This is a genomic window from Nocardia spongicola (assembly GCF_047200775.1).
Taxonomy (GTDB): domain Bacteria; phylum Actinomycetota; class Actinomycetes; order Mycobacteriales; family Mycobacteriaceae; genus Nocardia.
Window position 1 is genome coordinate 1,050,031 of sequence record NZ_JBJZOO010000001.1, and the last position, 26,134, is coordinate 1,076,164.

Annotated in this window: 25 protein-coding genes and 1 pseudogene; 9 read left to right on the forward strand and 17 right to left on the reverse strand. The window is 65.7% G+C overall.

Features of this window, described 5'->3' with window-relative positions; translation table 11 throughout:
• Position 1: 1 nt before the first annotated feature.
• The 4 genes from ACL02S_RS04565 to hemE form a co-directional block, all read right to left on the reverse strand.
• Positions 2-1,246 (reverse strand): globin domain-containing protein, encoded by a 1,245-nt coding sequence (locus ACL02S_RS04565; RefSeq protein ID WP_412800979.1) that lies wholly within the window; start codon positions 1,244-1,246, stop codon positions 2-4.
• A complete protein-coding gene (locus tag ACL02S_RS04570) occupies positions 1,243-1,716 on the reverse strand; it encodes an RrF2 family transcriptional regulator (RefSeq protein ID WP_412800980.1) in 474 nt (157 codons plus the stop codon). Before ACL02S_RS04570 ends, ACL02S_RS04565 begins: the two co-directional genes overlap by 4 nt.
• Positions 1,717-2,049: 333 nt before the next feature.
• A complete protein-coding gene (locus ACL02S_RS04575; protein ID WP_412800981.1) occupies positions 2,050-3,411 on the reverse strand; it encodes a protoporphyrinogen oxidase in 1,362 nt (453 codons plus the stop codon).
• 130 nt (positions 3,412-3,541) lie between these two features.
• Positions 3,542-4,597, reverse strand: coding sequence for a uroporphyrinogen decarboxylase (gene hemE, locus ACL02S_RS04580; protein WP_412800982.1), 1,056 nt, complete (start codon positions 4,595-4,597; stop codon positions 3,542-3,544).
• A 142-nt stretch (positions 4,598-4,739) separates the two neighbouring features.
• Between hemE and ACL02S_RS04585 the strand changes: the two genes are divergently transcribed.
• Positions 4,740-5,378 carry a DUF3000 domain-containing protein gene (locus ACL02S_RS04585; protein ID WP_412800983.1) on the forward strand — a complete coding sequence of 213 codons (639 nt, stop codon included), beginning with the start codon at positions 4,740-4,742 and terminating at the stop codon, positions 5,376-5,378.
• Between the two features lie 140 nt (positions 5,379-5,518).
• Complete coding sequence (locus tag ACL02S_RS04590) at positions 5,519-6,763, forward strand: HRDC domain-containing protein (RefSeq protein WP_412800984.1); 1,245 nt, start codon at positions 5,519-5,521, stop codon at positions 6,761-6,763.
• 23 nt (positions 6,764-6,786) lie between these two features.
• On the opposite strand, the gene dxs is transcribed toward ACL02S_RS04590, so the two are convergent.
• From dxs to ACL02S_RS04605, 3 genes are all read right to left on the reverse strand, one after another.
• The gene (dxs, locus tag ACL02S_RS04595) at positions 6,787-8,685 is read right to left on the reverse strand and encodes a 1-deoxy-D-xylulose-5-phosphate synthase (RefSeq protein ID WP_412800985.1); all 1,899 of its coding nucleotides are present in this window, start codon (positions 8,683-8,685) and stop codon (positions 6,787-6,789) included.
• Between the two features lie 183 nt (positions 8,686-8,868).
• On the reverse strand, positions 8,869-10,293 hold the full coding sequence (locus ACL02S_RS04600; RefSeq protein ID WP_412800986.1) for a class I SAM-dependent RNA methyltransferase: 1,425 nt from the start codon (positions 10,291-10,293) through the stop codon (positions 8,869-8,871).
• A 19-nt stretch (positions 10,294-10,312) separates the two neighbouring features.
• Positions 10,313-12,301 (reverse strand): APC family permease, encoded by a 1,989-nt coding sequence (locus ACL02S_RS04605; protein ID WP_412800987.1) that lies wholly within the window; start codon positions 12,299-12,301, stop codon positions 10,313-10,315.
• A gap of 174 nt (positions 12,302-12,475) precedes the next feature.
• Between ACL02S_RS04605 and ACL02S_RS04610 the strand changes: the two genes are divergently transcribed.
• Together ACL02S_RS04610 and ACL02S_RS04615 are read left to right on the forward strand one after the other, a co-directional pair.
• Positions 12,476-13,141 (forward strand): potassium channel family protein, encoded by a 666-nt coding sequence (locus ACL02S_RS04610; RefSeq protein WP_412800988.1) that lies wholly within the window; start codon positions 12,476-12,478, stop codon positions 13,139-13,141.
• A gap of 2 nt (positions 13,142-13,143) precedes the next feature.
• Complete coding sequence (locus ACL02S_RS04615) at positions 13,144-13,815, forward strand: potassium channel family protein (RefSeq protein ID WP_412800989.1); 672 nt, start codon at positions 13,144-13,146, stop codon at positions 13,813-13,815.
• A 68-nt stretch (positions 13,816-13,883) separates the two neighbouring features.
• Here ACL02S_RS04615 and ACL02S_RS04620 read toward each other — a convergent pair whose 3' ends face one another.
• The 3 genes from ACL02S_RS04620 to ACL02S_RS04630 form a co-directional block, all read right to left on the reverse strand.
• Complete coding sequence (locus ACL02S_RS04620) at positions 13,884-14,510, reverse strand: sigma-70 family RNA polymerase sigma factor (protein ID WP_412800990.1); 627 nt, start codon at positions 14,508-14,510, stop codon at positions 13,884-13,886.
• Positions 14,511-14,680: 170 nt separating this feature from the next.
• Complete coding sequence (locus tag ACL02S_RS04625) at positions 14,681-15,376, reverse strand: DUF3159 domain-containing protein (RefSeq protein ID WP_412800991.1); 696 nt, start codon at positions 15,374-15,376, stop codon at positions 14,681-14,683.
• A 3-nt stretch (positions 15,377-15,379) separates the two neighbouring features.
• On the reverse strand, positions 15,380-15,757 hold the full coding sequence (locus ACL02S_RS04630) for an OB-fold nucleic acid binding domain-containing protein (protein ID WP_412800992.1): 378 nt from the start codon (positions 15,755-15,757) through the stop codon (positions 15,380-15,382).
• Between the two features lie 131 nt (positions 15,758-15,888).
• Between ACL02S_RS04630 and ACL02S_RS04635 the strand changes: the two genes are divergently transcribed.
• Positions 15,889-16,602: an alpha/beta fold hydrolase gene (locus tag ACL02S_RS04635; RefSeq protein WP_412800993.1), complete on the forward strand. Its 714-nt coding sequence runs from the start codon at positions 15,889-15,891 to the stop codon at positions 16,600-16,602.
• 39 nt (positions 16,603-16,641) lie between these two features.
• Here ACL02S_RS04635 and ACL02S_RS04640 read toward each other — a convergent pair whose 3' ends face one another.
• On the reverse strand, positions 16,642-17,538 hold the full coding sequence (locus ACL02S_RS04640; protein WP_412801105.1) for a DUF3710 domain-containing protein: 897 nt from the start codon (positions 17,536-17,538) through the stop codon (positions 16,642-16,644).
• 5 nt (positions 17,539-17,543) lie between these two features.
• A complete protein-coding gene (gene dut / locus ACL02S_RS04645) occupies positions 17,544-18,044 on the reverse strand; it encodes a dUTP diphosphatase (protein WP_412800994.1) in 501 nt (166 codons plus the stop codon).
• A 79-nt stretch (positions 18,045-18,123) separates the two neighbouring features.
• On the opposite strand from dut, the gene ACL02S_RS04650 reads away from it, so the two are divergent.
• Positions 18,124-18,606, forward strand: coding sequence for a DUF3093 domain-containing protein (locus ACL02S_RS04650; protein ID WP_412800995.1), 483 nt, complete (start codon positions 18,124-18,126; stop codon positions 18,604-18,606).
• Positions 18,607-18,744: 138 nt separating this feature from the next.
• On the opposite strand, the gene ACL02S_RS04655 is transcribed toward ACL02S_RS04650, so the two are convergent.
• Complete coding sequence (locus ACL02S_RS04655) at positions 18,745-19,047, reverse strand: DUF4193 domain-containing protein (RefSeq protein WP_412800996.1); 303 nt, start codon at positions 19,045-19,047, stop codon at positions 18,745-18,747.
• A 376-nt stretch (positions 19,048-19,423) separates the two neighbouring features.
• Here ACL02S_RS04655 and cei point away from each other — a divergent pair, with 376 nt between their 5' ends.
• Positions 19,424-20,101, forward strand: coding sequence for an envelope integrity protein Cei (gene cei / locus ACL02S_RS04660; RefSeq protein ID WP_412800997.1), 678 nt, complete (start codon positions 19,424-19,426; stop codon positions 20,099-20,101).
• On the opposite strand, the gene ACL02S_RS04665 is transcribed toward cei, so the two are convergent.
• On the reverse strand, positions 20,102-21,040 hold the full coding sequence (locus ACL02S_RS04665) for an inositol monophosphatase family protein (protein WP_412800998.1): 939 nt from the start codon (positions 21,038-21,040) through the stop codon (positions 20,102-20,104).
• A gap of 172 nt (positions 21,041-21,212) precedes the next feature.
• Here ACL02S_RS04665 and ppgK point away from each other — a divergent pair, with 172 nt between their 5' ends.
• Together ppgK and ACL02S_RS04675 are read left to right on the forward strand one after the other, a co-directional pair.
• Positions 21,213-21,971 carry a polyphosphate--glucose phosphotransferase gene (gene ppgK, locus ACL02S_RS04670; protein WP_412800999.1) on the forward strand — a complete coding sequence of 253 codons (759 nt, stop codon included), beginning with the start codon at positions 21,213-21,215 and terminating at the stop codon, positions 21,969-21,971.
• A 207-nt stretch (positions 21,972-22,178) separates the two neighbouring features.
• Positions 22,179-23,555, forward strand: coding sequence for an RNA polymerase sigma factor (locus tag ACL02S_RS04675; protein ID WP_412801000.1), 1,377 nt, complete (start codon positions 22,179-22,181; stop codon positions 23,553-23,555).
• Positions 23,556-23,606: 51 nt separating this feature from the next.
• On the opposite strand, the gene eutC is transcribed toward ACL02S_RS04675, so the two are convergent.
• From eutC to ACL02S_RS04690, 3 genes and pseudogenes are all read right to left on the reverse strand, one after another.
• The gene (gene eutC, locus ACL02S_RS04680; protein WP_412801001.1) at positions 23,607-24,461 is read right to left on the reverse strand and encodes an ethanolamine ammonia-lyase subunit EutC; all 855 of its coding nucleotides are present in this window, start codon (positions 24,459-24,461) and stop codon (positions 23,607-23,609) included.
• The gene (locus tag ACL02S_RS04685; RefSeq protein ID WP_412801002.1) at positions 24,458-25,870 is read right to left on the reverse strand and encodes an ethanolamine ammonia-lyase subunit EutB; all 1,413 of its coding nucleotides are present in this window, start codon (positions 25,868-25,870) and stop codon (positions 24,458-24,460) included. The genes eutC and ACL02S_RS04685 overlap by 4 nt, the downstream gene beginning before the upstream one ends.
• Positions 25,867-26,046: pseudogene (locus ACL02S_RS04690) on the reverse strand (ethanolamine permease); the annotation flags it as partial. The pseudogene ACL02S_RS04690 and the gene ACL02S_RS04685, both read right to left, overlap by 4 nt.
• Between the last annotated feature and the right edge of the window lie 88 nt (positions 26,047-26,134).

Sequence of the window (26,134 nt, forward strand, 5' to 3'; positions counted from 1 at the left end):
CCTATCGTGCCATTCCCTCGTCGACGCGCACATCGGTGGGCGTGAACAGCTCGATATGCACCCGGTCGTCCGGGACACCCGCGTCGCGGAGCTGACTCTGGACAGCGTGCATGAACGCGGGCGGACCACAGACGTAGGCATCGGCGTCGGCGGGCAGGGTCAGCTCCGAAAGGTCGACCCGGCCGGACCGAGCACCGAGAGCCGGTTCCTCGTACCAGATTTCGACGGTGGCCCGCTCCAACCTGGCAGCGAGTTCGTGCATCCGATCGAGCAGCGGGTGGGTCTGCGTGCCACGATCCGCGTGCACGATCAGCACCTCGCGGCCAGGGGCATGGGCGGCAAGGTATTCCAACATGCCGATCGTCGGGGTCACACCGATACCACCGGAGATCAGCATCAGTGGCGTCGTCGCCGTCGGATCGATGGCGACATCACCGAACGGCAGCGTGATCTGCACCGTATCGCCAGGGCGCAGATTCTGATGCAGCCAGTTGGAGACCTCACCGGCCGGGCAGCCCTCGGCCGCATCGATCCGCTTGACCGCGAACGACAAGGTGCCGTCGCCCGGCAGACCGATCATGCTGTACTGGCGCAATTGGCGGGCACCGTCGGGCAGCCGAACTCCGACCGAAATATATTGCCCTGGAATGAATCCCGGGAACTTTACGGTCGGATCTGCGGACTCGACGGTGAAGATCGCCGCGCCGGCGGGATCTTCGGTACGCGCCAGGACGCGCGCATCGCGGAACACGTCGCCGGAAGCCACATTCGCCGCGTCGTACAGCTCCTTCTCCTCGGTGATCAAGGCTTCCGCCATCAACCAGTAGACCCGGTCCCAGGCCGCGGCGATCGGCGGCTCGACGACATCGCCACCGAGCACCTCGATGATGGCGGCGAAAAGGTTGTCGTGCACGATCTGATACTGCGCGGGAGTCACCCCGAGCGAGGCGTGCTTATGCGCGATCCGCGACATCATGATCGCCGGGTGCGGCAGTTCCGGGTCGACCAGATGCGTCGCGAACGTGGCGACCGCGGCGGCCTGCGCCCGCTGCTGCGCGCCCTGTGCCTGATTGCCCCGGTTGAACAGATCGGTGAGCAACTCTGGGTGCGCGGCGAACATGGTCTTGTAGAACAGCTCTGCGATGCGATCGATATTCGCGGACACCAGCGGGAGTGTGGCACGGATCACTTCGGCATGGTGCGGTTCCAGCTCGGGTTCGGCACGCATCACAGTATCGGTGTTCATGAAACATCCTCCATCTCAGGGGAAACACTCATCGGAGAAAAGGCGAACAAGTTCAGCAACTGTGCGGTCGGAGAAGTGACCAATTCCTCTACCGAATACCGATCGAGTTCGGCATAGAACGCTTTCTTCGCATCGGCGAGGATTCGGCGCAGCCGGCAGGCGCCGACCATAGGACACGGATGCGGTTCCACGCACGACACCACATCCCGATCACCCTCCAGCGCCCGGATCAGCTCGCCCACCGAAGCGGTACGCCCGGCCTCAGTGATGAACAGTCCGCCGGTCCGTCCCCGATAGGCTCGTACCAATCCCAGTTCGACCAGCTGCGATACCGCTTTGGCGACATGACGTTCCGACGCACCGACCTGGCGGGCGATCAGTTTGGTGGTCACCCGAGAATCCGCCTCGTCGTCCACCGCGAGACGCATGATGGTGCGCAAGCCGATGTCGGTGAAAGACGAAAGTTGCATGGCGCTCACGCTACCGGTGTATTTCGCCGATTCCGCTATCCGGAGCGCGTGTGCTTAATTACTCCGATCTGTGCACTTTTTCGCTTCCGCTGAAATTTCCGACAGCACTCGCCGCGCAATTCGACAGCGCATATCGATATGGCGCCGGGTATCGATACGACGGCACATCCCTTGTGATACAACAAATGCGCTCCCGGTGAACAGCACGCGATGGCACACCAGGGTGCGTTGTCATCGGATGACAACCGATATGGCAGTAACCTCACCTCGACGCACGGTGCGCACCGCGGCCGCACAACCGCGATGTCCTGCCGATGAGCTGGGAACTCCCGATCACCCAGCGGTAGGCACGCCCGCTCCCGCGGCGATCCTGGACGCGGCGGCGGTGCCGGAGGCGACACAGGCTGGTACTCCGACACCGTGCAGATACGCACCGGCTACCGCGAGCCCATCCAGCGTCGCGATCTCGGCTTCGGCGGCGGCGATACGAGCGCAGTGACCTGTCGCGTACTGGGCGAGGCCACCATGCCAGCGCTGAACCACCGCCGTGGTCGGCTCGATGGCGATACCGGTGACTGTGGCCAGGTCCGCCACAGCCGCGGCGACGAGTTCGGTATCCGGCCATGACAGGACGGAATCGTCGCCGAATTTTCCGAAAGATGCTCGAACCAGAGCGGTCCCACGCTGCGCGAGATGGGGCCATTTACGACTGGACAGTGTGAAAGCCTTGGCGCGCAAAGGTTCTCCTGTCGCTACCAGAATCCCCGAGTGCTGCGGCAACGCGGTATCGCTCGGCAGCGCCAGAGCGACCACCACCGACGAGGCCACCTCGATACCGGCCAGTTCCGCCGCGGCGACCGGGGCCACAGCGGTGAGCAGCCGCGCGGTCACCGGCGCCGGGGTAGCGAGCACTACCGCGTCGACGGCGCCGATCGGGTCGACCACCCAACCACGTATCCCTCTGGACAAGCGCGTTCCTGGAGTCGCTGTAACGAATCCGGCGCCGGAACGTTCGGCGAGCGCATCGAGCAGCGCTTGGTAGCCCGCACGGATTCCGCCGAAGACCGGCGTATCCGATGGCGGTGGCAGCGCCGCGCCGACGGCCTCGGTGAGACTGGCGGCACCGTTGTCCAGGGCGGCGGCCAAAGGGGGAAGCGCGGCGCGCACGCCGATAGAACGCGAACTACCCGCGTAGACACCACCGAGCAGCGGATCAACGCTGCGCTCGGCGACCTGTGTACCGAATCGATCGGCGACCAGATGATGGACATCGATATCGGAGCCAGGCGTCCAGGACAACGGCCGGTCCGGTTCAGTAGCTATCCGAGCCAGCGTCGCGGCATCGACCAACCCGCGCATCGATTCCGCATTCGACGGAATACCCATCAACGTGCCCTCCGGCAAGGGATGCGCCACACCACCCGACCACACCAACGGCCGCAGGCCCGCTGGTGTGACCAGCTGTGATTCCAGCCCGAGCTCACGCAGCAGCGCGGGCACCTCCGGCCTGCGTCCGACGAACGCTTCGGCCCCGAGATCTACCGGCTCCCCGGCTAATTCACCGGTATAGAGAATGCCGCCGAGCCGTTCGGCCCGATCCAGCACCACCAGATCAGCGTGCGAGCCGAGCAACATCCGCAGCCGATACGCGGCCACCAGGCCACTGATTCCGCCGCCGACCACCGCGATACGCATATCTCGACCGTATCGCGCCGCACGGCCGTGCCTAGCGATCACCCCGCACCCTGTGCTTCATCGCACACCGGCGCTCGGGCACAGTCATGAGCGGGCGCGGCCGCACGGCCACGTACTGCCGATCCTCACCTCACAGTTCGTGGACCAGCTCCACCAGGGCGGTCAGCGCGCCGGGATCGGTTTCCGGGAGCACTCCGTGACCCAGGTTGAAGATATGCCCGGCAGCACCGAGGGTGATCGCCTCGTCCGCTTCGCGCACGATCCGCCGGACCTGCGACTCCAGTGCCGTCGGTCCCGCGAACAGCACAGCGGGATCGAGGTTGCCCTGCAGCGCTTTCCCCGGTCCGATCCGGCGGATGGCCTCGGTCAGCGGCACCCGCCAGTCGACACCGACCACATCGGCACCCGCCTCTCCCATAGCACCGAGCAACTCACCGGTGCCGACACCGAAGTGGATGCGCGGTACCCCCGCGTCGGCGAGCTCGGCGAACACCCGTTCCGAGTGCGGGAGCACGAAGCTGCGGTAATCGGCCAGGGTGAGCGCACCGGCCCAGGAGTCGAACAGCTGCACCGCGTCCACCCCCGCCGTCAGCTGAGCCCGCAAGAACTCGATAGTGATGTCGGTGAGCACGCCGAGCAGTTCATGCCAGGTCTGTGGCTCGGCGTACATCATCGCCTTGGTGCGCTCATGGTTCTTACTCGGTCCACCCTCGACCAGATAGGAGGCGAGCGTGAACGGCGCGCCCGCGAACCCGATCAGCGGTGTCTCGCCCAGTGCGTCGACCAACAGGCGCACCCCATCGGTGACCGCGCCGACCTCCTCGGGACGCAACCGGGGCAGCGTGCGCACATCGCTCGCCGTTCGCACCGGGGCAGCGACCACCGGGCCGACGCCGGGCACGATATCCAGATCGATCCCCGCCGCTTTGAGCGGAACGACGATATCGGAGAACAAGATCGCCGCGTCGACCTTGTGCCTGCGGATCGGCTGCATCGTGATCTCGCACACCAGCTCAGGATCGAAACACGACTCGAGCATCCCGATGCCCGCGCGGACTTCGCGGTACTCGGGCAGGGAGCGTCCGGCCTGGCGCATGAACCACACCGGACGCCTGCTCGGCCGCCCCCCGGTAGCAGCGGCCAGGAATGGGGCATCGGTCAACCGGCGGCGAGTGTAAGTGCTCATCCCGGCTATCGTAAGCGGAATCGGCATGAGCGCTGGATCCGGAGGCCGCTGAGCGCCCGACACCGGGTCACCCGGACGTCGCCTCATCTATCGCGGCGCGCCTCCGACCGCTCCGGGCATACAGGGTCTACCGTCAGCATCCGTGACACCGCTCGACTTCCGCGACGGCGCCGCACCGACTGAGGGACCCCATGGCGAGCCGGCCCAGTTTCGCGCCGCGGTCGAGGCGATGGGCACTGCTACCGTGCATCCTCGGATCGAGCTCGCGCCCATCCGGCCACCGCAACGACTCGCACCGTATTCCTACGCTATCGGCGCGGAGGTCAAACCCCCGGAAGCCGCCGCGATTCCGGTTGATTCCGAAGGCGATGCCTTCGGCAGGCTGATCCTGCTGCACGACCCGAACGGCAACGACACCTGGCACGGCACCTTACGTCTGGTGGCCTATATCCAGGCCGATATCGATGCCGCGCTGGCCACCGATCCACTCCTCCCAGAGGTGGCGTGGAGCTGGCTACTGGACGCGCTGGAATCGCGCACCGAACCGTTCACCGCACTCGGCGGCACCGTGACCTCGACCAGTTCGGTGCGCTACGGCGATATCGCCGGCCCACCACGCGCGCACCAGCTGGAATTACGTGCCTCATGGACTCCGATCACCACCGGCCTGCGCCTGCATCTGGAATCTTTTTGTGAGGTGCTGGCCTACGCCGCCGGGCTACCACCCGCCGGGGTCACCCAGCTGCAACTACGGCCCGGCGTGGCCGACGACCAGGAATGACCATGGTGCGTCATATAGTCTGACCAGCGATATCCGACCGATCCACGAGTGCGGCAACCGAGCGTGCGGCACCGGGGCAGACACCCGAATGAGCCGATAGGGCGGGAGTTCCCTCACATCGGCACGTAGAGTTCAACACCATGTCCGTACCAGACGAATCCGAACTTTCGGCCGCGACGCCACTGCTCGCGCCTGCCGAGGGCGTGCCACCGGTACTGGACACCGCCGCCGGGATCAGCGCAGCAGCCACCCAGCTCAGCATGGGCACCGGCCCGCTGGCCGTCGACGCCGAGCGTGCCTCCGGATTCCGGTATTCGGCACGCGCGTATCTGATCCAGTTGCGCCGGGCAGGCGCGGGCACATTCCTCATCGATCCGATTCCGCTCACCCGTAACCTCACCCCGCTGGCAACAGCGATCAACGATCTGGAGTGGGTACTGCACTCAGCGGATCAAGACCTGCCCGGCCTCGCCGAACTCGGCTTACGGCCGGCCAGGCTGTTCGACACCGAATTGGGCGGACGACTGGCAGGCTTGGAGCGGGTCGGGCTCGCCGCGATGGTGGAGCGGCTACTCGGCCGGGCACTACGTAAAGGGCACGGCGCGGCGGACTGGTCGAGCAGGCCGCTGCCCGACGACTGGCTGAATTATGCCGCTCTCGACGTCGAACTGCTGCTCGAACTACGCGACGCGGTAGCCGATGTCCTGATGGAACAAGGGAAGACCGAGTGGGCGGCACAGGAATTCGAGCATATTCGCACGCTGGATCCGCCCGCACCGAAGGCAGAACGCTGGCGGCGCACCTCCGGAATTCATACCCTGCGCCGGACCAGGAAGCTCGCGATAGTGCGCGAACTGTGGAACGCGAGGGACGCGTTGGCGCGTGCCCGCGATGTCGCGCCCGCGCGCATTCTTCCGGATTCCGCGATTATCGCCGCAGCGGCCGCCGAACCCGGATCACTCGCCCAGCTGCGTGCATTGCCGGTGTTCGGCGGGCCACGGCAACGCAGGTACTCCCGTGACTGGCTCGCTGCTGTCGAACGTGGTCGCGTGCTGCCGGACAACGAGTTGCCGCCGATGACTCAGCCCTACGACGGGCCGCCACCGGTCAACCGCTGGGAACGGCGTGACCCGGCCGCGGCCGCTCGTCTGACCAGGGCCAGGGCGGCGATGGGTGACCTATCGGCCGAACTCTCGATTCCGGTGGAGAATCTGCTCACCCCGGATCTGGTCCGCCGCCTGTGCTGGGACGGGCTACCCGACTACGCGATCGCCGACCTCGCCACAGCCATCGACGATTTCCTCGAATCCGGCGGCGCCCGCCCATGGCAGCGGGAGCTGGCGGTACCACGGCTCGCCCCCGCATTACCCGCCGCACCGGACTGACTCCGGCCCGCGGGCCCGCCGCATCAACGAGCGGCCAGCCACCTGCCGATCCGGCGGGCGATATCGGGGGCGGTCAGCCCGAGCTCGGCGTGCACCTCGCCCCGTGCCGCGTGATCCAGGAACTGTTGTGGCACGCCGAGCTCACGGGTGGGAATATCCAACCCGGAATCGCGTAAGCGGGCCGACACCGTCGCGCCGATGCCGCCGTGCAGCCCGCCGTCCTCCAGGGTGACCACGAGCCGATAGTTCTCGGCGAGCTTCAGCAGGGTATCCGACACCGGCAGCACCCAGCGCGGGTCGATCACGGTGACCGAAGCCCCCTCCTCCACCAGGCGATCCGCCGCATCCAACGCGACCTTCGCGAACGAGCCCACCGCGATCAACAGGACATCGCCGCGCACAGCCTGCACCGAACCACCCTCCGGTTCGGCCATCCGCAACACGTCGATGCCGTCCAGCCGTTCCAGAGCCGCGATATCCTCGGCGACGCTGCCCTTCGGGAAGCGCAGCGCGGTGGGACCGTCACCGACAGCCAGTGCCTCGGCCAGCTCCTCACGCAAGGTCGCGGCGTCGCGCGGTGCGGCGACCCGGATTCCCGGAATGATGCCGAGCACCGACAGATCCCACATGCCATTGTGGCTGGCGCCGTCGGAGCCGGTGATACCAGCACGGTCGAGTACCACGGTGACCGGCTGCCGCAACAGCGCCACGTCCATCAGCAACTGATCGAAGGCGCGATTGAGGAATGTCGAGTAGATCGCGACCACCGGATGCATACCACCGAGCGCAAGCCCCGCCGCCGAGGCCATCGCGTGCTGTTCGGCGATGCCGACATCGAACATCCGGTCCGGGAACCGCTCCCCGAACGCCGCGAGCCCGGTCGGGCCCGGCATAGCCGCGGTGATCGCGACGATATCGGCACGCCGCTCCGCCTGCGCGATCAACTCTTCGGAGAACACCGCAGTCCAGCCGAGTGCCTTGGGGCCGCCGACAGGAACCCCGGTCAGCGGATCGATCGGATCACACGCGTGCATCTGGTCGGCCACATGGTTCTCGGCAGGCGCGTAACCGCGGCCCTTCTGGGTCACGGCGTGCACAACGACCGGTCCACCGAAATCCTTGGCATGACGCAATGCCGCCTCCAGCGCGCCGAGGTCGTGTCCATCCACCGGCCCGACGTACTTCAGCCCGAGGTCGCTGAACAGTTCCTGGGGGCTGACCGCGTCCTTGATCCCGGCTTTCACCGCGTGCACCATCGAGTACGCCGATTCACCGACCCGCGGGATGCTCTTCAGGATGCGCTTACCGGCGTCGAGCGCATGCTCGTAGACGGGTTGGGTGCGCAGTGCGGTCAATCGCTCGGCCAGGCCCCCGATGGTCGGCGCATAGGAACGGCCGTTGTCGTTGACCACGATGACCACCGGACGATCCGGAGCAGCGGCGATATTGTTCAGCGCCTCCCAGCACATACCTCCGGTGAGCGCGCCGTCGCCGACCACCGCGACCACATGCCGGTCCTGCCCGCTCAACGCGAATGCCTTCGCCAGGCCATCCGCGTAGGACAACGACGCCGACGCGTGCGAGGACTCCACCCAATCGTGGGCGCTTTCGGCCCGGCTCGGATAACCGGACAGACCACCCTGTTTGCGCAACGAATCGAACTGGTCCTTACGACCGGTCAGAATCTTGTGCACATAGGCCTGGTGCCCGGTATCGAAGATCAACGGGTCGGCCGGTGAGTCGAAGACCCGATGCAGCGCGATGGTGAGCTCGACCACGCCGAGGTTGGGGCCGAGATGCCCCCCGGTCGCGGCGACCTTACGCACCAAGAACTCGCGGATCTCCGCAGCCAGCTCACATAACTGTGGCGCGGTCAGCCGACGCAGATCTTCGGGTGTATCGACCCGGGAAAGCACTCCCACCTGAACAAGCTCCCTCCGGACAGCACATCTGATCCGATTCAGTCTACGGAGCCGCGGCAGGCGCTCCCACACGAGAACGATCGAACCTACCGATAGCGTGCCTAAATGTGAGCCGCACCATAGGTGACGAAGCCGTCCACGCGCGCCGTGAACGCCGCCTCCCTGCTACGAGGATCCGATCGCTCACCGCTGTAACAACGCCAGGCATTCGACGTGGTGGGTGGCCGGAAACGCGTCGAAAGCGCGCAGGTCGGCGAGCCGATAGCCCGCTGCCAGATACAGACCGAGATCGCGGGCGAACGCGGCGGGATCGCACCCGATATGGATGATCCGCGCCGGGCCGTTCGCGGTGACCGCGCCGACCACTTCCTTGCCCGCGCCCGCGCGTGGCGGATCGAGCACTACGACATCGGGCGCCTCCGAACCGCTGTGCTCCTGCACCCAGCGTTCCACCCGCTCGGCCCGTAGCCGCACCCAGGGCAGATCACGCAGCGCCGCGGCACCGTCGGCGACCGCGGACCGGGCGGACTCCACCGCGAGCACCACACCGGAGCTGCCTGTCTGTTCGGCCAGGCGGGCGGCGAAAACACCCGCGCCACTGTAGAGATCCCAGGCCCGCCCGCCAGGCCCGAGCTCAGACCATTCCGCGACCAGATCCGAATAGCGCTGCGCCGCACCCCGATGCGCCTGCCAGAAACCTGTCGCCGCGACCTCCCACCGGCGTCCTGCCACATACTCGACCGCACGTCCGCTGCCCGTGCGCACCCACTCGTCACGGTCCGCGTGCGCCGCGGCCCGCCGGGCGGACGCGGCACGGCGTTCCTCGCGTCGGGGAGATTCCGCCGCGGTCCCAGTGCCGCCAGGCCGAACACCGCTGTCCTCGCTTCCGCCCACACGCCGGTCACCATGCCCACCAGAACGTGTCCGCCGGGCACGCCCACCGATATTCGATCGCCCGCCGCCCCGGCCACGCCGGGCGCCGCCCCCACGCGATTCGACCTCCGGAACTGGTGGCAGCTCGACAATATGCCGGATGCCCGCGCCGTCCACCGCGATCACCAGATCGGCTCCCGGTGTCCACCGCTGCTCCGCCAGACCTGCCAGCGCCCCGGCGACCGGCTGCGGGCACCGTAGATCCGGGATCACCTCGGTACTGCGATATCGATGCACACCGGCGCGCCCCTGTGCGTCGACCGCGAGCCGCACCCTGGTACGCCACCCACCGATCGGTTCGCCAGGACCGATCGGCTCCACCAGAACGTCGCGGGTGATCCCGGCCAGCCTGCGCAGCTGTTCGGCCACCACGGTGGCCTTCAGCGCGCGCTGCGCCGCAGGCGTCGCGAAGGAGAAATCGCAGCACCCGGCACCACCGGGGCCGGAAACCGGACAGGTGGCCTGCACCCGATCCGATGAGGCCTCCAGCACTTCGATGGTCTCGGCACGGCAGAACGACCCACCCCGATCCTCGGTGACCAGGACTCGGACCAGCTCGCCGGGCAGCCCGTGCCGGACGAACAGCACCCGACCCTCATACCGTGCGACGCAGAAACCACCGTGCCCAGGTGGTCCGAGCCGCACCTCGAACGTGCGGTTCAGCCAATCGCTCATCGTGCCTGCTCCACCGACGTCATGTCCGATCACCGTAGCCGCGCCGGACCGCACCGGGAGCGTTCACTACACCGGGCGCCTTGGCCCGCGCGGAGGAGCTCAGCTGCCATGGCACGCTGGTGACCATCACGCCTGGTTCGAACAACAGCCTGCCCTTCAGCCGCAACGCACTCTGATTGTGCAGCACCTGCTCCCACCAGTGACCGACCACATATTCGGGGATGAACACGGTCACCACATCGCGCGGGGCGTTCTTGCGCACCCGCTTCACATAATCGAGGACCGGCTTGGTGATCTCTCGGTACGGTGATTCGATCACCTTCAGCGGCACTGTGATATCGCTGTTCTCCCATTCCCGCACCAGCGCCCTGGTGTCGTCCTCGTCGACATTCACCGTGATCGCTTCCAGGGTGTCGGGGCGAGTAGCGCGGGCGTAGGCCAGTGCCCGCCGAGTCGGCAGATGCAACCGAGAGACCAGCACGATGGAGTGCGAGCGGCTCGGCAGCACCCCGTCCCACTCATGTTCGTCCAGCTCGCGCGCGACCGAATCGTAGTGCCTGCGAATCAGCTTCATCACGATGAAGATCGCGATCATGGTGCAGATCGCGATATAGGCGCCTGCGAAGAATTTGGTGATCAGCACGATCACCAACACCGTCCCTGTCGCGCTGAGACCGATCGTGTTGATCATTCGGGACCGCTTCATCCTCGCTCGCTGCCGCGGCTCGGTCTCGGTGCGCAGCAGCCGGGTCCAGTGCCGCAACATGCCGGTTTGGCTCAACACGAACGAGACGAACACACCGACGATGTAGAGCTGGATCAGCTTGGTGACCTCGGCGCCGAAGAGCACCACGAACGCGATGGCCGCGCCGGACAGGAACAGGATGCCGTTGCTGAAGGCCAGCCGATCACCCCTGGTATGTAGCTGCCGGGGCAGATAGCGGTCCTGCGCCAAGATCGAGCCGAGCACGGGGAATCCGTTGAACGCGGTATTGGCGGCGAGCACGAGGATCAACGCGGTCACCGCGGTGATGTAGAAGAATCCGAGCGGGAATCCGTGGAACACGGTTTCGGCGAGCTGGGCGATGAGAGTCTTCTGGTGATAGTCGTCCGGTGCTCCGGTCAGATTGGCGGTGTCGTTCGCGTAAACAACTCCGATCTTCTGCGCCAGGATGATGATGCCCATCAGCAATACGATCGCGAGAGTCCCCAGCATCAGCAGGGTGGTCGCCGCGTTACGCGACTTTGGCTTGCGGAAGGCAGGCACACCGTTGCTGATCGCCTCCACACCGGTCAGCGCGGCGCACCCGGAAGAGAACGAGCGTGCGATCAAGAAGACGAATGCGAGGCCGTACAGATGCTCTCCCTCCGGGATCAGCCCGAAGTCGGCCGACTCGGCCCGCAACTCGTCACCGAGCACGAAGATCCGGAACAGGCCCCAGCCGAGCATCCCGAACATACCGATGAGAAACGCGTAGGTCGGAAAAGCGAACGCGGTGCCGGATTCACGCACACCGCGCAGGTTTATCGCGGTGAGCGTGGCAATGGCCACAACAGCGAACAGCACCTTGTGCGTAGCGACGAAAGGAATAGCCGAACCGACATTGGAGGCGGCGGCAGCGGTCGAGACCGCGACGGTGAGCACATAATCGACCAGCAACGCACTACCGACAGTCAGACCTGCGTCGGGTCCGAGATTGGTCGTAGCCACCTCGTAGTCACCGCCCCCGGAGGGGTACGCGTGCACGTTCTGCCGGTAACTGGCCACCACAACCGCCATCACGAAGGCGACAGCGAGACCGACCCAAGGAGCGTACAGATACGCCGAGATACCCGCGACCGAGAGCATGAGGAAGATCTCTTCGGGTGCGTAGGCCACCGATGACATGGCATCGGAGGCGAACACCGGGAGCGCGATTCGCTTCGGCAACAAAGTGTGACCGAGCGAGTCACTGCGGAAAGGCCTGCCCAGCAGCGCTCGCTTCGCCGCTGTCGTCAACTTGGACACTGGAGCGAGCATAGGCCCCCATGTGGGGGGTCGCGCGCCTGGACCGTAGGTTTGCCCGGCAGCCGGAAAGGGAACGTGGCCGGTGAGATTATTTCGACGAGGTAGGGTTCTCCCCCGCGGCAAACCAAAAGCGAAGTAAACCGAACACCAGGGTTCCGGGATCGAGGTTACACGGTGTATGTAGTGATCATGGGGTGCGGACGCGTCGGCTCTTCGCTGGCCCATGCCCTGATCCGCATAGGTCATGAAGTCACCGTGATCGACCGGGACCCCAGTTCCTTTCTCCGGCTCGGATCCGACTTCCCCGGCGAACGGGTCACCGGGGTCGGATTCGATCGAGATGTGCTGACCCGCGCGGGAATCGAGCGGGCCGATGCGTTCGCGGCCGTCTCCTCCGGAGACAACTCCAACATCATCTCCGCACGAGTCGCCAGGGAGATGTTCGGGGTGGAGCGGGTGGTGGCCCGGATCTACGATCCCAAACGAGCGGCCGTCTACGAGCGTCTCGGAATCCCTACTATCGCCACGGTTCCGTGGACGACCAATCGATTCCTGCGCACACTTATCGGCGATCCCAGCACCACCACATGGCGCGATCCCACCGGAACGGTCGCTGTGACACAACTGACCCTCCATGAGGAGTGGTACGGCCACTCGGTACGCGATCTGGAGCGGGCTATCCGAGTCAAAGTGGCATTCATCATCCGATTCGGCCAGGGATTGCTTCCCGAGAGCAAAACCATCGTCCAAGCCGATGACATCGTCTATGTGGCCGTGGCATCCGGCAGCGTGGGCGAGGCCGTCGCCTTGGCCACGAAACCCCCAGCGAGCGAGGACTGAACATGAAAGTGGCCATCGCCGGAGCGGGAGCGGTCGGCCGATCGATCGCCAGGGAGCTCCTGCGTGCCGGGCACCGGGTCATGCTGCTGGAGCGACAGCTCGAGCATATCGATACGACCGCGATCCCGGACGCGGTCTGGGTACACGCCGACGCATGCGAGCTGGCGCTGCTCGAGCACGCCGGGCTGGAGACCTACGAGGTGGTCATCGCGGCCACCGGCGACGACAAGACCAACCTGGTGCACAGCCTGCTGGCCAAGACCGAATTCGGGGTACGCCGAGTGGTCGCGCGGGTGAACGACCCGCGCAACGAATGGCTCTTCGACGGATCCTGGGGCGTTGACATCGCGGTCTCCACCCCGCGGTTGCTCGCCTCACTGGTCGAGGAGGCGGTATCCGTCGGCGATCTGGTACGCCTGATGACCTTGCGTCAAGGTCAGGCGAACCTGGTAGAGATGACCCTGCCCGCGGACACTGTCCTGGCGGGCAAACCGGTACGCACGCTCACTCTCCCGCGCGATGCCGCCCTGGTGACCATCCTGCGCGGTGGGCGAGTGATCGTCCCGCAGCCCGACGACCCGTTCGAAGGCGACGACGAACTGCTGTTCGTGACTTCGGTGGAGGCCGAAGAAGACCTCCGGGTGGAACTCGCCAACCACGGCATCAGGCCGTAACCCTCCGATACGGCCGTTACCCGAGCTGTGCGGGTCACGCGGTCTGCGCCGGGTTCCGGTGGAAAGGACTACGCGACCGGCTTCAGCTCGGCGCGCAGCTTGTTCAGTGCGCGGTGTTGGATCACCCGGACCACGCCGGGGCTGGTTCCGATGGCCTCCGCGGTCTGCGCCGCCGACCAGCCGAGCACGATACGCATCAACAAGACTCTGCGATGCGATGGTGCCAGTACTTTCATGAGCTCCTGTGTGGCGGCACGTCGTTCGGAGGCCAGCGCCCACTCCTCCGGTCCGGCAGCACCGGATACGCAATCCGGGACATCGGCCATCGGATAAGTGGGATGCTGCCGCGAACGGCGGAATGCGTCGGCGACCTTATTGCCCGCGATGCCGTACACAAAGGCCAGGAACGACTTGCCTTGATCACGGTAGCGCGGGATGGCGTTGGTGGTAGCCAAGAGGATCTCCTGCACCACATCATCCACGGTGACCTGGAGGTACGCCGTATTCCCCAGACGCAGCGCACAGTAGCGCCGCACCAACGGATGCACAACCCGGATGATCTCGGTGACTGCCTGACGATCCCCGGCTGCCGCAGGACCGATCAGCTGCTCCAGCTCCGCTGATACCCGGCGACTTTCCGAGAGAGCCGGACTGCGTTTCTCTGGCTGCGCTGCGGCATTGTGCTCGGTAGTCATATCCGAGTCCTCCTGACCGAATCAATACGTATGTAGTACGTATTGATCGTCTGATGAACGCCGGGCGGCGGCCAGGCACCCCAGGGTGGGTAAACCCCCACCTCTACGGTGGATCTTCCTTACCCTGCGCCGGTGAACGCACCGGGCAGTGACCGATGGTCTGCGTGCGACTAAGCCGGGTCGGCCGAGGGTGCTGTCTTGGTCGGCAGATGTCCCGCACGGCGCACTGCCCAAATGGTGATACCCAGCGCGATGGCGGTCAGCGGCCAGCCCATCGTGATCCGCGCGAACGCCAGCCATCCGGTCCGGTCGATATCGTAGAGCTGCCACTGCACCAGGTAGCGGGCGGCGAATACCACGACCCAGACGGCGGTGGCCAGATCGTAGAGGCGCACCAACCGCTGATCGGACCGCCATACCGCACCGTGGCCGTTCAGCACACCCCAGAGCACACCGACCAGCGGGCGGCGGATCAGGATGGAAGCGAAGAACACTCCGGCGTATACGAGGCTGGTGTAGATACCGAAGAGAAAGAACCCCTTGGCCTCGCCCATCCGATAGGCGATGAGGGCGCAGATGCCGACACCGAAGAAACCGGAGATGGCGGGCTGGACCGGATTGCGCTGCGCCAGACGCCAGATCAGGATCGCGGCGGCCACACCGAGGGCCGCCCAGACGGCCGCGGTGAGCCCGGCGACACTGTTCACGGGAACGAAAACGACCACAGGGAGTGTCGAGTAGATCAGGCCACTGAACCCACCCAACTGTTCCAGAAGGGTCCGCTGGGCACGTTCCTCGATCTGGTCGCCGGGTACGGCGAGCCCGGTCTGATCACCTGGGCCTGAGAAGTCGTCGCTCGATGGCATACGTCAGCTGTTCCCGCGCAATTCGTAGTAGGGGTTGAAGATCACTTTGCAGCCGTCGCGGTCACCCACACGACCACGGACCAGAATGCGTCGTCCTGGCTCGATGCCGGGAATACGTCTGCGCCCGATCCAGATCAGGGTGATGGCGTCGGTACCGTCGAAGAACTCCGCCTGCACGCTGGCACCGACGGACTTGGGACACGCTTCGACACTACGCAGCCTACCGACCATCGTGGCCTCGACACCTCGCCTGCATTCCGATGCCGGGCAGGCTCCAGAGGCTTCGGATGTCTCGGCCAGTTCTTCGGCATCCAGCTGATCGATGTCTTGGGTCAGCCTGCGGCCGAGACGTCGGAAATACCCTGAGGCTGCGGATGACATTGTGCACGCTCTCCTGCATAAAGCAGATGGCATGGGTCGCACGCCATCGTGAGGATTTCAACCGCACAGCCTACTGAGGCCGTACACCGCCACTGTAGATGGGCCGGCTCACCCTCGCTACGCTCGGTCCGGTGTTCGACTCCGCATCCCCCTTCCGCGTCGTAGCGCTACCAGGCACCGGATCCGATGCCCATTTCGTAAGGAGCGCTTTCCGGCCCGCGTGTGCGGCACGTGACCTCGAACTGATCGCAGTGGAACCGGATCCACGCAGGGTGGTCGCGAGTTATCGGGCCTGCCTCGACGCGGCGGCACAACAGGGGCCGGTGATCGCGGCGGGGATCTCGCTCGGCGCCGCGATCGCTCTGGAGTGGGCCGCTGAACACCCGGATCGGGTCGCCGGGGTCATCACGGCGCTGCCCGCCTGGACCGGACCGGATACCGCAGCATGTCCCGCCGCGCTCAGTGCTTCGACTACCGCGGCGCAGCTGCGCGCCGATGGCCTGACAGCAGTGCTCGACCGGATGCGCGCCGACAGCCCGCGATGGCTTGCGGACACACTGACCCGATCGTGGCGAGCGCAATGGCCATATCTGCCCGAAGCACTGGAAGAGGCCGCGAACTACCTCTGGCCGAGCACCGAGCTGCTGGCCGGCTTCGAACGGCCGGTCGCGGTCATCACCGCGATCGACGATCCGGTGCATCCGGTGACCGTAGCCGAGCAGTGGGCCGCGCTGATCCCGCACGCGCACCTGCACCGGATCACACTGGACGAACTGGGTGCCGACCCCGCGATACTCGGACACGCGGGGCTCGGCTCCTTCGATTGGGTTCGTGAGTTCGCCTGAGCACCCGGCACCGCCGCGCACTCGGTCGCAACCGCGCGCTCAGTTCCGGCCGAGCTGCTGCATGGCCGATCCGTCAGTACCCTGGCGTGGCCCCTCCGGCATACGCGGCGACGGCGCGGCTTGCGGCTCGGACTGCGCCGCCGCCATCGCCTGCCGCTGGGCCTCCAGCTGCTGCTGGTGGGCAGCGACCAGCTGTTCGGACAACTGCTGCGGCAGCACTACCGGCAATGGCTCACGCACCGGCAACGGATCATCGCCGCGGCGCACCACCGTCTCACTGAGAACGGCGCGCGCCGCCTTGGTCAACGGGCTTCCGTCAGCCGTCGCGCCGGAAGGACCCGCGGCGACCAAACGCACCATCCACCGGTACCCGTCCACACCGATGAAACGAAGATCCGCGCCTTCGGTGACAGCGAGCAATTCCCGGCCCCACGGCCCGTTCTCCACCGAGACCTCGGCCCCGTCCTTGCGCAGCGATTCGGCGAGATCCGAGGCGACCTGACGCCATTGGCCAGGAGACTTGGGCGCGGCATACGCCGCGACGGTGATCCGGCCCTGCTCGATCGCCAGATGAACTGCCTGCGGCAGCCCCTCCTGATTCATCTCGACCTGCAACTGACCACCCGGAGGGACCGGCAACAGCACCGACCCGAGGTCGAGCCGCTGCTCGGCCACCGCGGCGAACAGTTCGGCGACATCCTCGTAGTCGTACGGTCCCGGTCCTGGCTGCGACGTCCCAGGGAGCGATGTATCGGCATCGAAGTCCACTCCGGCGTACGAACGCTCATCGGTGACCGCCTCGTCGTAGTCCTCGGCACCTGTGTACTCCTCGGACGCGTTATCAGCGGATTCGTACTCGGTATCCGCGTAATCGTCCGCCTCGTCGTACCGATCCCGCGGGTGCCGGTCCGACGACTTGTTCCTCTTCCCGAAGATGCCCATCATGCCTCCTTGCCGGGTGCCAGGCCCGCCCCTGTTGTCTGTGTGGTCAGGCTCGCATGACCACCGCTGGATCCGTAGCCACCCGCCCCGCGTGTGGTTTCGTCGAGCGTGTCGACCTCGGTGAAATCCACCAGTTCCACCCGCTGCACCAGAAGTTGCGCGATCCGGTCACCGCGGCGAAGCCGGATCGGAGTATGCGGATCGTGATTTATCAGACACACCTTGATCTCGCCACGGTATCCGGCATCGATGGTGCCAGGAGTGTTCACCACTGACAGCCCGGTCTTCGCCGCCAGCCCCGAACGCGGGTGGATCAGGCCTACGGTGCCGACCGGTAATGCCACAGCGACACCGGTACCGACCAATGCCCGCTCCCCCGGCTGCAGGATCACATCGTGGGTAGTGCACAGATCCACGCCCGCGTCACCCGGGTGGGCACGTGTCGGCACCGGAATACCTGGATCCAGCCGCAGCATCGGTATGGGTGAAAGTGCGCTCACGGTGGACGAGCCTACGCGTAGGCTATTTTCCCTCGTGACTTAGTGTTGACTCGTGTCGGACCAGCCTACTCCCACAGCCATGGACCAGAAGCAGCGCTCACCCGTATACCGCGAGCGGCTATGGGTACCGCTCTGGTGGTGGCCCGCGGCTTTCGCCGTCACCGGCCTGCTCGCTATGGAGATCCACATGGGAGCCCCCGGAGTGCGCGCATGGCTTCCCTATGTGCTGTTGTTCCCGATCCCGGTCTGGGTACTGCTGTGGCTGAGCCGCCACCGTATCGAAGTGGCACCGGATGCGACCGGTACACCTGAGCTACACGCAGGCCGTGCGCATCTTCCGGTGAATTTCGTTGCCCGCGCAGCCGTAGTCGGCCCAGCGGCGAAGAGTGCGGCACTGGGGCGCCAGCTCGACCCTGCCGCCTACCTGGACCATCGTCCCTGGGTCGGATCGATGATCCTGCTCGTACTCGACGATCCGGACGATCCCACCCCGTATTGGCTGGTCAGCACGCGGCGACCGGAACAGGTCCTTGCCGCGCTCGGCCTTCCGAGCGCGGACTGACACAATGTTCGATTCCTCGGGTGTCCGATCCCTCAGGTCTCTGTCGCCTCGGGCATCGACCCCCTCGGCGTTCGGCCTCCCTAGAATCGAGCGGCGTTCGATCTCCTTACGATCGAACGACGTCGGCTCTCCTCGCGATCACGCGGCGCAATCCATGCAGATCATCTGACCGTTCTTCTCACTGGCCAACCTGCTCCGGTGATGAACCAGGAAACAGCTGGAACAGGTGAACTCGTCGGCCTGTTTCGGGATCACCCGAACCGTCAGCACTTCCTCGGACAGGTCCGCGCCAGGAAGCTCGAACGACTCCGCGGTATCGGATTCGTCGATATCCACGACGGCGGACTGTGCCTCGTTACGACGAGCCTTCAACTCCTCCAGCGAATCCTCCGACACATCGTCGGATTCGGTGCGCCTCGGTGCGTCATAGTCGGTTGCCATGTCGTCTTCCCCTCGTCCTCACTCCGTATATCCCGGACCGGTCCGCTCACACTCGATTTCTCTCCGAAATCGACGCGACCAGCACCGCCCCGCCGGTGGTGCACGTCACAAACGCCCCGGTCGCCTATCAGGGTGGATCACCTCGACTCACTCCCGATAGCGCTGGGTAAACGCAGGACGTGCCCTTCTTGTTCCCGCTACCGACCACCGATGCACCACCGGTGATTCGATCTGGGCCGCCAGACAATAGCGGACTGTGGCAGAAAAGGCGCAATCAAAACACAGGAGAGTCGAAACTGAAGGGCAATCGACACCGTCCGCGGAACATACCGAGACCTTGCGCGCGGACCCGGATACATTTTCGTAGAGTGCACGGGTGGTTTCACTGATCACCGAAGGCAGCGCGACAGACGCGCAGGGCAACCCCTTTCTCCGGCGCCGCCCGCTCCCCTGGCTCATCATGCTCGGTGTTCTCATCGTGCTCTCCGGGATCGTCTGGGGGGCCGCGCTGCGGACACACGACACCGACCGCACCGCGATGAGCTGCAACTCTCCGAGTTCCGCCACCGATTCCGAGGAACCACCGGAACCGCTCGGCAGACGGGTCGGAGTGAGCAGGCTACAAGATGTGGACCCTGCTCCCCTCGGGGCAAGCAAAGTACGCGTGTTGAACGCGAACAACCAGCGTGGCCAAGCCGCGCACGTCGCAGCCCAGCTCGGCGATCTCGGCTTCGCCAGTGCCCCCGGTACGCAATACGGTAACGATTCGGTCTACGTCAACGGTGATCTGGAATGCACCGGGCAGATTCGCTTCGGCGTGAACGGCCGCCCAGCCGCCGCCGCGGTGCAGCTGGTCGCACCATGCGCCGAACTGATCGAGGATCAACGCGAGGACGATACGGTCGATCTGGTACTCGGTTCCCTGTTCCAGCAGGACATCCGGCCGAGTACCGACGCGGCGGAGGTGCTGCGTTCGCTGAAGAACCCCGCGCCGGGCAATTCCGTGTCGATCGACCCCATGCTGCTCAGCGCCGCCAGGCAGGCGCGCTGCTGATCAACGATCGGGAATCGGCTCGGCAGCGCCGACCCGGTCCAGCAGCGCTGCCAGTTCGTCGGCGATGCCCGGCGCCGCAGCCACCACCAGATCGCCGTCGTCGCCCGTCGCTGTCGCGGCGGGCACCGTGAGCCGCGCGCCTGCCTCCGTGGCGATCAACGCGCCCGCTCCCCAGTCCCAGACATTGAGACCGTGCTCGTAATAGGCGTCCACCCGGCCCGCCGCGACATGGCACAGATCCAGCGCCCCCGCACCGAAGCGCCGGATATCACGTACGTGCGGCAGCACCCGCGCGACCAGCTCGGCCTGCTCGGTTCTGCGATATATGCCATAGGCGAACCCCGTGGCCACTAATGCCATCGAGAGCGATTCGATGGATCCGCACGTCAGATGTTCCACCGTCCCCTCATGACCGACACACAGCGCACCGAGGCCGAGCGCCGCGCTGTAGGTCTCCGCCCGTGCGACATCCACCACAGCGCCCGCGACCGTTCGCCCACCCCGCATCGCGGCTACCGAGACCGCGTAACCGGGAATGCCGTAGAGAAAGTTGACCGTGCCATCGATCGGATCCACCACCCAGTAGACCGTGTCCGCGCTCGTGTCGTCGATGCTGCCGCCACCTTCTTCACCGACGATCGGATCACCGGGGCGCTGCTCGGCGAGCATTCTCCGGATCAGCTCTTCTGCCTCGGTGTCCACGATGGTGACCGGGTCGGTCGCATGGCTCTTGGCCCGAACGGCGCCTTCGGCGTGTCCGCCGGCGGACCCGAACACCTCGGGACGACGGGCACGGATATGGGCGGCAGCGCTCTCGGCGAGATCGACCGCGATACGACGCAGATCGGCCTCGTCCCCACGCGCGACGATCGGGGTGGAGTCGAAGGGGCTGGCTGGCACTTCTGGCACTGGCGATGGGGTTTCCGGCACGCCTTCCATCGCATCACAGATCCTCACCGAACGCCCAACCCTGGTGTCGCATTACTCTTGTCCTGCACGACACAGCGCCGTCGTCGGGCATCCCATCGCAGCACCCGGCCACGGCGTGGTTCGGCCAGGTACAACGATGCTGTCCGCACGGTCGGCCGGCACGAGAAGCGAAGGGGTGGCCATGTCCGCTCGGGGACATGCATTCGGTATCGATATCGGCGGCAGCGGCGTCAAGGGCGCCGCGGTGGATCTGTCCACCGGTGAGCTGGTCCATGAACGGATCAAGATTCCGACACCGCAGCCCGCGACACCGCAGGCCATAGCGGGAACCGTAGCCGACCTGGTCACCGAAGCCGGGTGGGACGGCCCGGTCGGCCTCACCCTGCCCGCGGTGGTGATCGACGGCACCGCACGCACCGCGGCCAATATCGACAAAGCCTGGATCGGTACCGATGCGAGAGCGCTGTTCTCCGATGCGCTCGGCGGTAGACCGGTCACCGTGCTCAACGACGCGGATGCGGCTGGCTTGGCCGAGGACCGCTACGGCGCGGCAAAGGATTTCGCAGGGCCGGTGATACTACTTACCTTCGGCACCGGTATCGGTTCCGCGCTGCTCTACCACGGCATGTTGGTGCCCAACACCGAACTGGGTCATATAGAGATCGGCGGGATGAGCTGCGAACACCGCGCGGCGGCCTCGGTGAAAGAACGCGACGATCTGTCCTACGCGCAGTGGGCCACCGAGGTCGGCATCGCACTGACCGCACTGGAAGACCTCTTCTTTCCCACTGTATTCGTCGCCGGTGGCGGTATCAGCCGAGAAGCCGACCAATGGATTCCCTTGCTCACCAACCGAACCCCGGTCATTCCCGCACATCTGCGGAACACCGCGGGTATCGTCGGCGCCGCTATGGCGGTCGAGGGCGGCATCACCCCATGAGGTGTCATCCGAGGAGGCGCGCGGGCGGTGCCGATATGCGGTTCTCGACATCGCGCCGTAGGTACCCTGGTTAGATCGTTACAATGGAACGTGCCCGGCTGAGCCGGTGAAACCCGACCGGCCTTCCGCCGGTGAAACCCGACAGATCGCTCCGCCGGAACACCACTCTGGCGTGACGCCGCACGAGACCGTCACGAAAGGGCGTACGTGGTAGCCACGAATACCCGTCAGACCGCCGAATCGGCCGACGCCGACTCCACCGACATCACCGCAGCACGGCCGGTCCGTAAGGCTGCCGCGAAGAAGACTCCGGCGAAAAAGACCGCCGCCAAGAAAGCGCCTGCCAAAAAGGCGGCAGCCAAGAAAGCAGCCAAAGCGCCTGCGAAGAAAGCTGCGGCCAAGAAGGCGTCCCCCAACGGCGAGCCCGGTACCGACGAGACTCTCGACGACGACTCGCTCGCCCTCGAGGACCTCGGTGACCTGGAGGTTTCCGAAGCAGACCTCGCTGACGGCGAGGAGTTGGCCGATGTCGCCGAGAGCGATGAAGGCGATAGCGAGGAAGCCGAAGAACCCACCGCCGCGGACAAGGCCTCCGGTGACTTCGTCTGGGACGAAGAAGAGTCGGAGGCGCTGCGCCAGGCCCGCAAAGACGCCGAACTCACCGCCTCGGCCGACTCCGTCCGCGCCTACCTCAAGCAGATCGGCAAGGTCGCGCTGCTCAACGCCGAAGAGGAGGTCGAACTCGCCAAACGGATCGAGGCAGGCCTCTACGCGGCGGAAAAGGTGCGTGAGTTCGCCGAACAGGGCGAGAAGCTGCCGGTGGCGATGCGCCGGGACTACAACTGGATCGTCCGCGACGGCAACCGCGCCAAGAACCACCTGCTCGAGGCCAACCTGCGCCTGGTGGTCTCGCTGGCCAAGCGGTACACCGGCCGCGGTATGGCATTCCTCGACCTGATCCAAGAGGGCAACCTCGGTCTGATCCGCGCGGTGGAGAAGTTCGACTACACCAAGGGCTACAAGTTCTCCACCTACGCCACTTGGTGGATCCGGCAGGCCATCACCCGCGCTATGGCCGACCAGGCCCGCACCATCCGCATTCCGGTGCACATGGTGGAGGTCATCAACAAGCTCGGTCGCATCCAACGCGAGTTGCTCCAGGACCTCGGCCGTGAGCCGACGCCGGAAGAGCTGGCCAAAGAGATGGATATCACGCCGGAGAAAGTGCTCGAGATCCAGCAGTACGCGCGGGAACCCATCTCACTGGATCAGACCATCGGCGACGAGGGCGACAGCCAGCTGGGCGACTTCATCGAGGACTCCGAGGCCGTGGTCGCGGTCGACGCGGTCAGCTTCACACTGCTCCAGGATCAACTCCAGTCGGTACTGGAGACGCTGTCGGAGCGTGAAGCGGGTGTGGTTCGGCTGCGCTTCGGCCTCACCGACGGCCAGCCGCGCACCCTCGACGAGATCGGCCAGGTGTACGGGGTCACCCGTGAGCGCATCCGCCAGATCGAGTCGAAGACGATGAGCAAGCTGCGCCATCCGAGCCGCTCCCAGGTGCTGCGCGACTACCTGGACTGACGCCCCTGGTGTGGGCCACCGAACAAGCATTCGGTGGCCCACACCAGATTGTCAGGGCTCGACCGAAATGACCACACCGGAGTCGATCGCGGCGGCCCTCGACGTATCCTTCAGGTCAACGCCCGAGCGGCCGAGCACCCGGGCACCCGCCACCAAGCCCCCGACGATGCGCGCGGCCTGTCGGTAACTCATTCCCTCCGGCGGGTGGATATTGGAGACACAATTGCGGTCGGCGTCGGTGCGACCGGGCCGAGGCAGATGGGTCAAGTAGATCCCCAGACTGTCCGCGACCGACAGACCGGGACGTTCCCCGATCAGCACAACAACCGTTGCCACCCCCATGGCCGCGGCAATGTGATCACCGAGTGCCACTCGCGACTGGGTGGCGATCACCGGCGGGGCAAGACGATAACGTGGCGCGAGTTCCTCGACGAGCGCGACAACTGTGGCTCGGCCGTGGTCGGCGAGAGCGCGCGGCGAGAGACCGTCCGCGAGCACGAATCCGATATCGGCGCCGGAACCAGGAAGGGACTCGAGCGCGCCCTCGGCCGGCAACCTGCCCAGATCCGGTCTGCGCAAATATTCGGCGCGGTCGCGGGCTCGGCTGGGGACATGCCGGGCGGCGCCGAGACCAATCGTGTCTACCCGTTCGGCCAGCGCCGCCAGATCCAACGGTTGATGGACAGCGTCGCGCGCGGCCGCGTGCGCGGCACCGAATTCCAGCAGTCGCGTGGTCGGCAAGGCGGTACCGGTGCGGCCGAGACCGATCCTTGCCTGGGTCGTTCGCCGAAGATCCTGCCAAAATTCCTGTGTAGCAGCACTTTCCGCGAACTCGCCCTCGGGTTCGGTCACCGCGGTATTCGGTGGAACGATATCCGGCCTCGGCCGCTGATCCGACGAGCTCATCGGGCGGCCGCCACGGCACGCAACGGCGAGGTGAGCGGTTCCACCGGGAGAACCCGCCCGCTCGCGTCGATCATGCCCAAACCGGCCAGCCACGCCTCGAATTCCGGGGCAGGCCGCAGGTCCAATACCTGGCGGGCATACAGCGCGTCGTGAAAACTGAGGCTCTGATAGCCGAGCATGATGTCGTCGGCACCGGGAACAGTGATGACAAAAGCGCATCGTGCCGTGCCGAGCAGGGTCAGCAGCGTGTCCATGTCATCCTGATCGGCTTCGGCATGATTGGTGTAGCAGACATCCACCCCCATCGGCAGGCCGAGCAGTTTGCCGCAGAAATGGTCTTCCAGGCCGGCGCGGATAATCTGCTTGCCGTCGTACAAATACTCCGGGCCGATGAAACCGACCACGGTATTGACCAACAGCGGGTCCAGCTCGCGTGCCACCGCGTAGGTTCGGGCCTCCAGTGTCTGCTGGTCGACGGGTAAGCCGCCGGTCCCATGGTGCGCGTCGGCCGACAATGCCGAGCCCTGTCCGGTCTCCAGATACATCACGTTATCGCCGACCGTACCGCGCTCAAGGGCACGGCCTGCCTCGTTCGCCTCACGCAACAGAGCGAGGTTCACCCCGAAACCCGTGTTCGCGCCTTCGGTACCGGCAACGGATTGGAACACCAAGTCCACCGGAGCACCCGTCTCGATCAATCCGATCGTGGTGGTGACATGTGAAAGCACACACGATTGAGTGGGGATGCCGAAGCGTGTGCGCACCTCATCGAGTAAGCGCAGCAGATCGGCAGTGGCCTGCGGTGAATCACCGGCGGGGTTGATGCCGATCACCGCGTCGCCACAGCCGAGCAGTAATCCGTCGAGTACCGCGGCGGCGATACCACGTGGATCGTCGGTGGGGTGGTTGGGCTGTAAGCGGGTGGCCATGGTTCCCGGCAGGCCGATGGTGGTGCGGAAACCGGTGGTCACCTCGGCGGCGCGAGCGACAGCGATGAGGTCCTGATTGCGCATGATCTTGCTGACCGCGGCGACCATCTCGGGCGTGAGCCCTGGCGCGACCGCGCGCAATCGGACTGCGGCGTCCCGGCCCGCGGCGACGGCCAGCAACCAGTCCCGCAGACCACCCACCGTCAGATGCGCGATCGGTGCGAACGCACTGCGATCGTGAGTATCCAGGATCAGCCGAGTGACCTCATCGGTCTCGTACGGCACCACGGGGTCCAGCAGGAACTCGGTCAGCGCCACCTCGGCCAGCGCCCACTGGGCGGCGGCACGCTCGGCGTCGGATTCCGCGGCGCAACCGGCGAGCTGGTCGCCACTGCGTAGTGGGGTCGCCTTGGCCAAAAGTTCGACCAGACCGCCGAAACGGTAGGTGGTCCCGCGCACCTGCTGGACGTAGCGACTCATTCCAGATCCTCCTCGGCGCGGGCGAGCACCGCGAACTCCTCATCCGGCGAGCTCGCCACCAAACGATGGCGGCTATAGAGGCCAAAGTAAGCCATGAAGCCACAGAAAACCACGAAGGCACAGCCCGCGACCACCGGATCGACCGAGAACGTGGCGACTACCGCGGCGCCGAATACGGGCATGTTCAGCAGCATGGCGCCTTATCGGGAAGAAACGTTGCCCAGGTATGCGGGCGGCGTTACGGTCACCGCTCATGGCCATGGT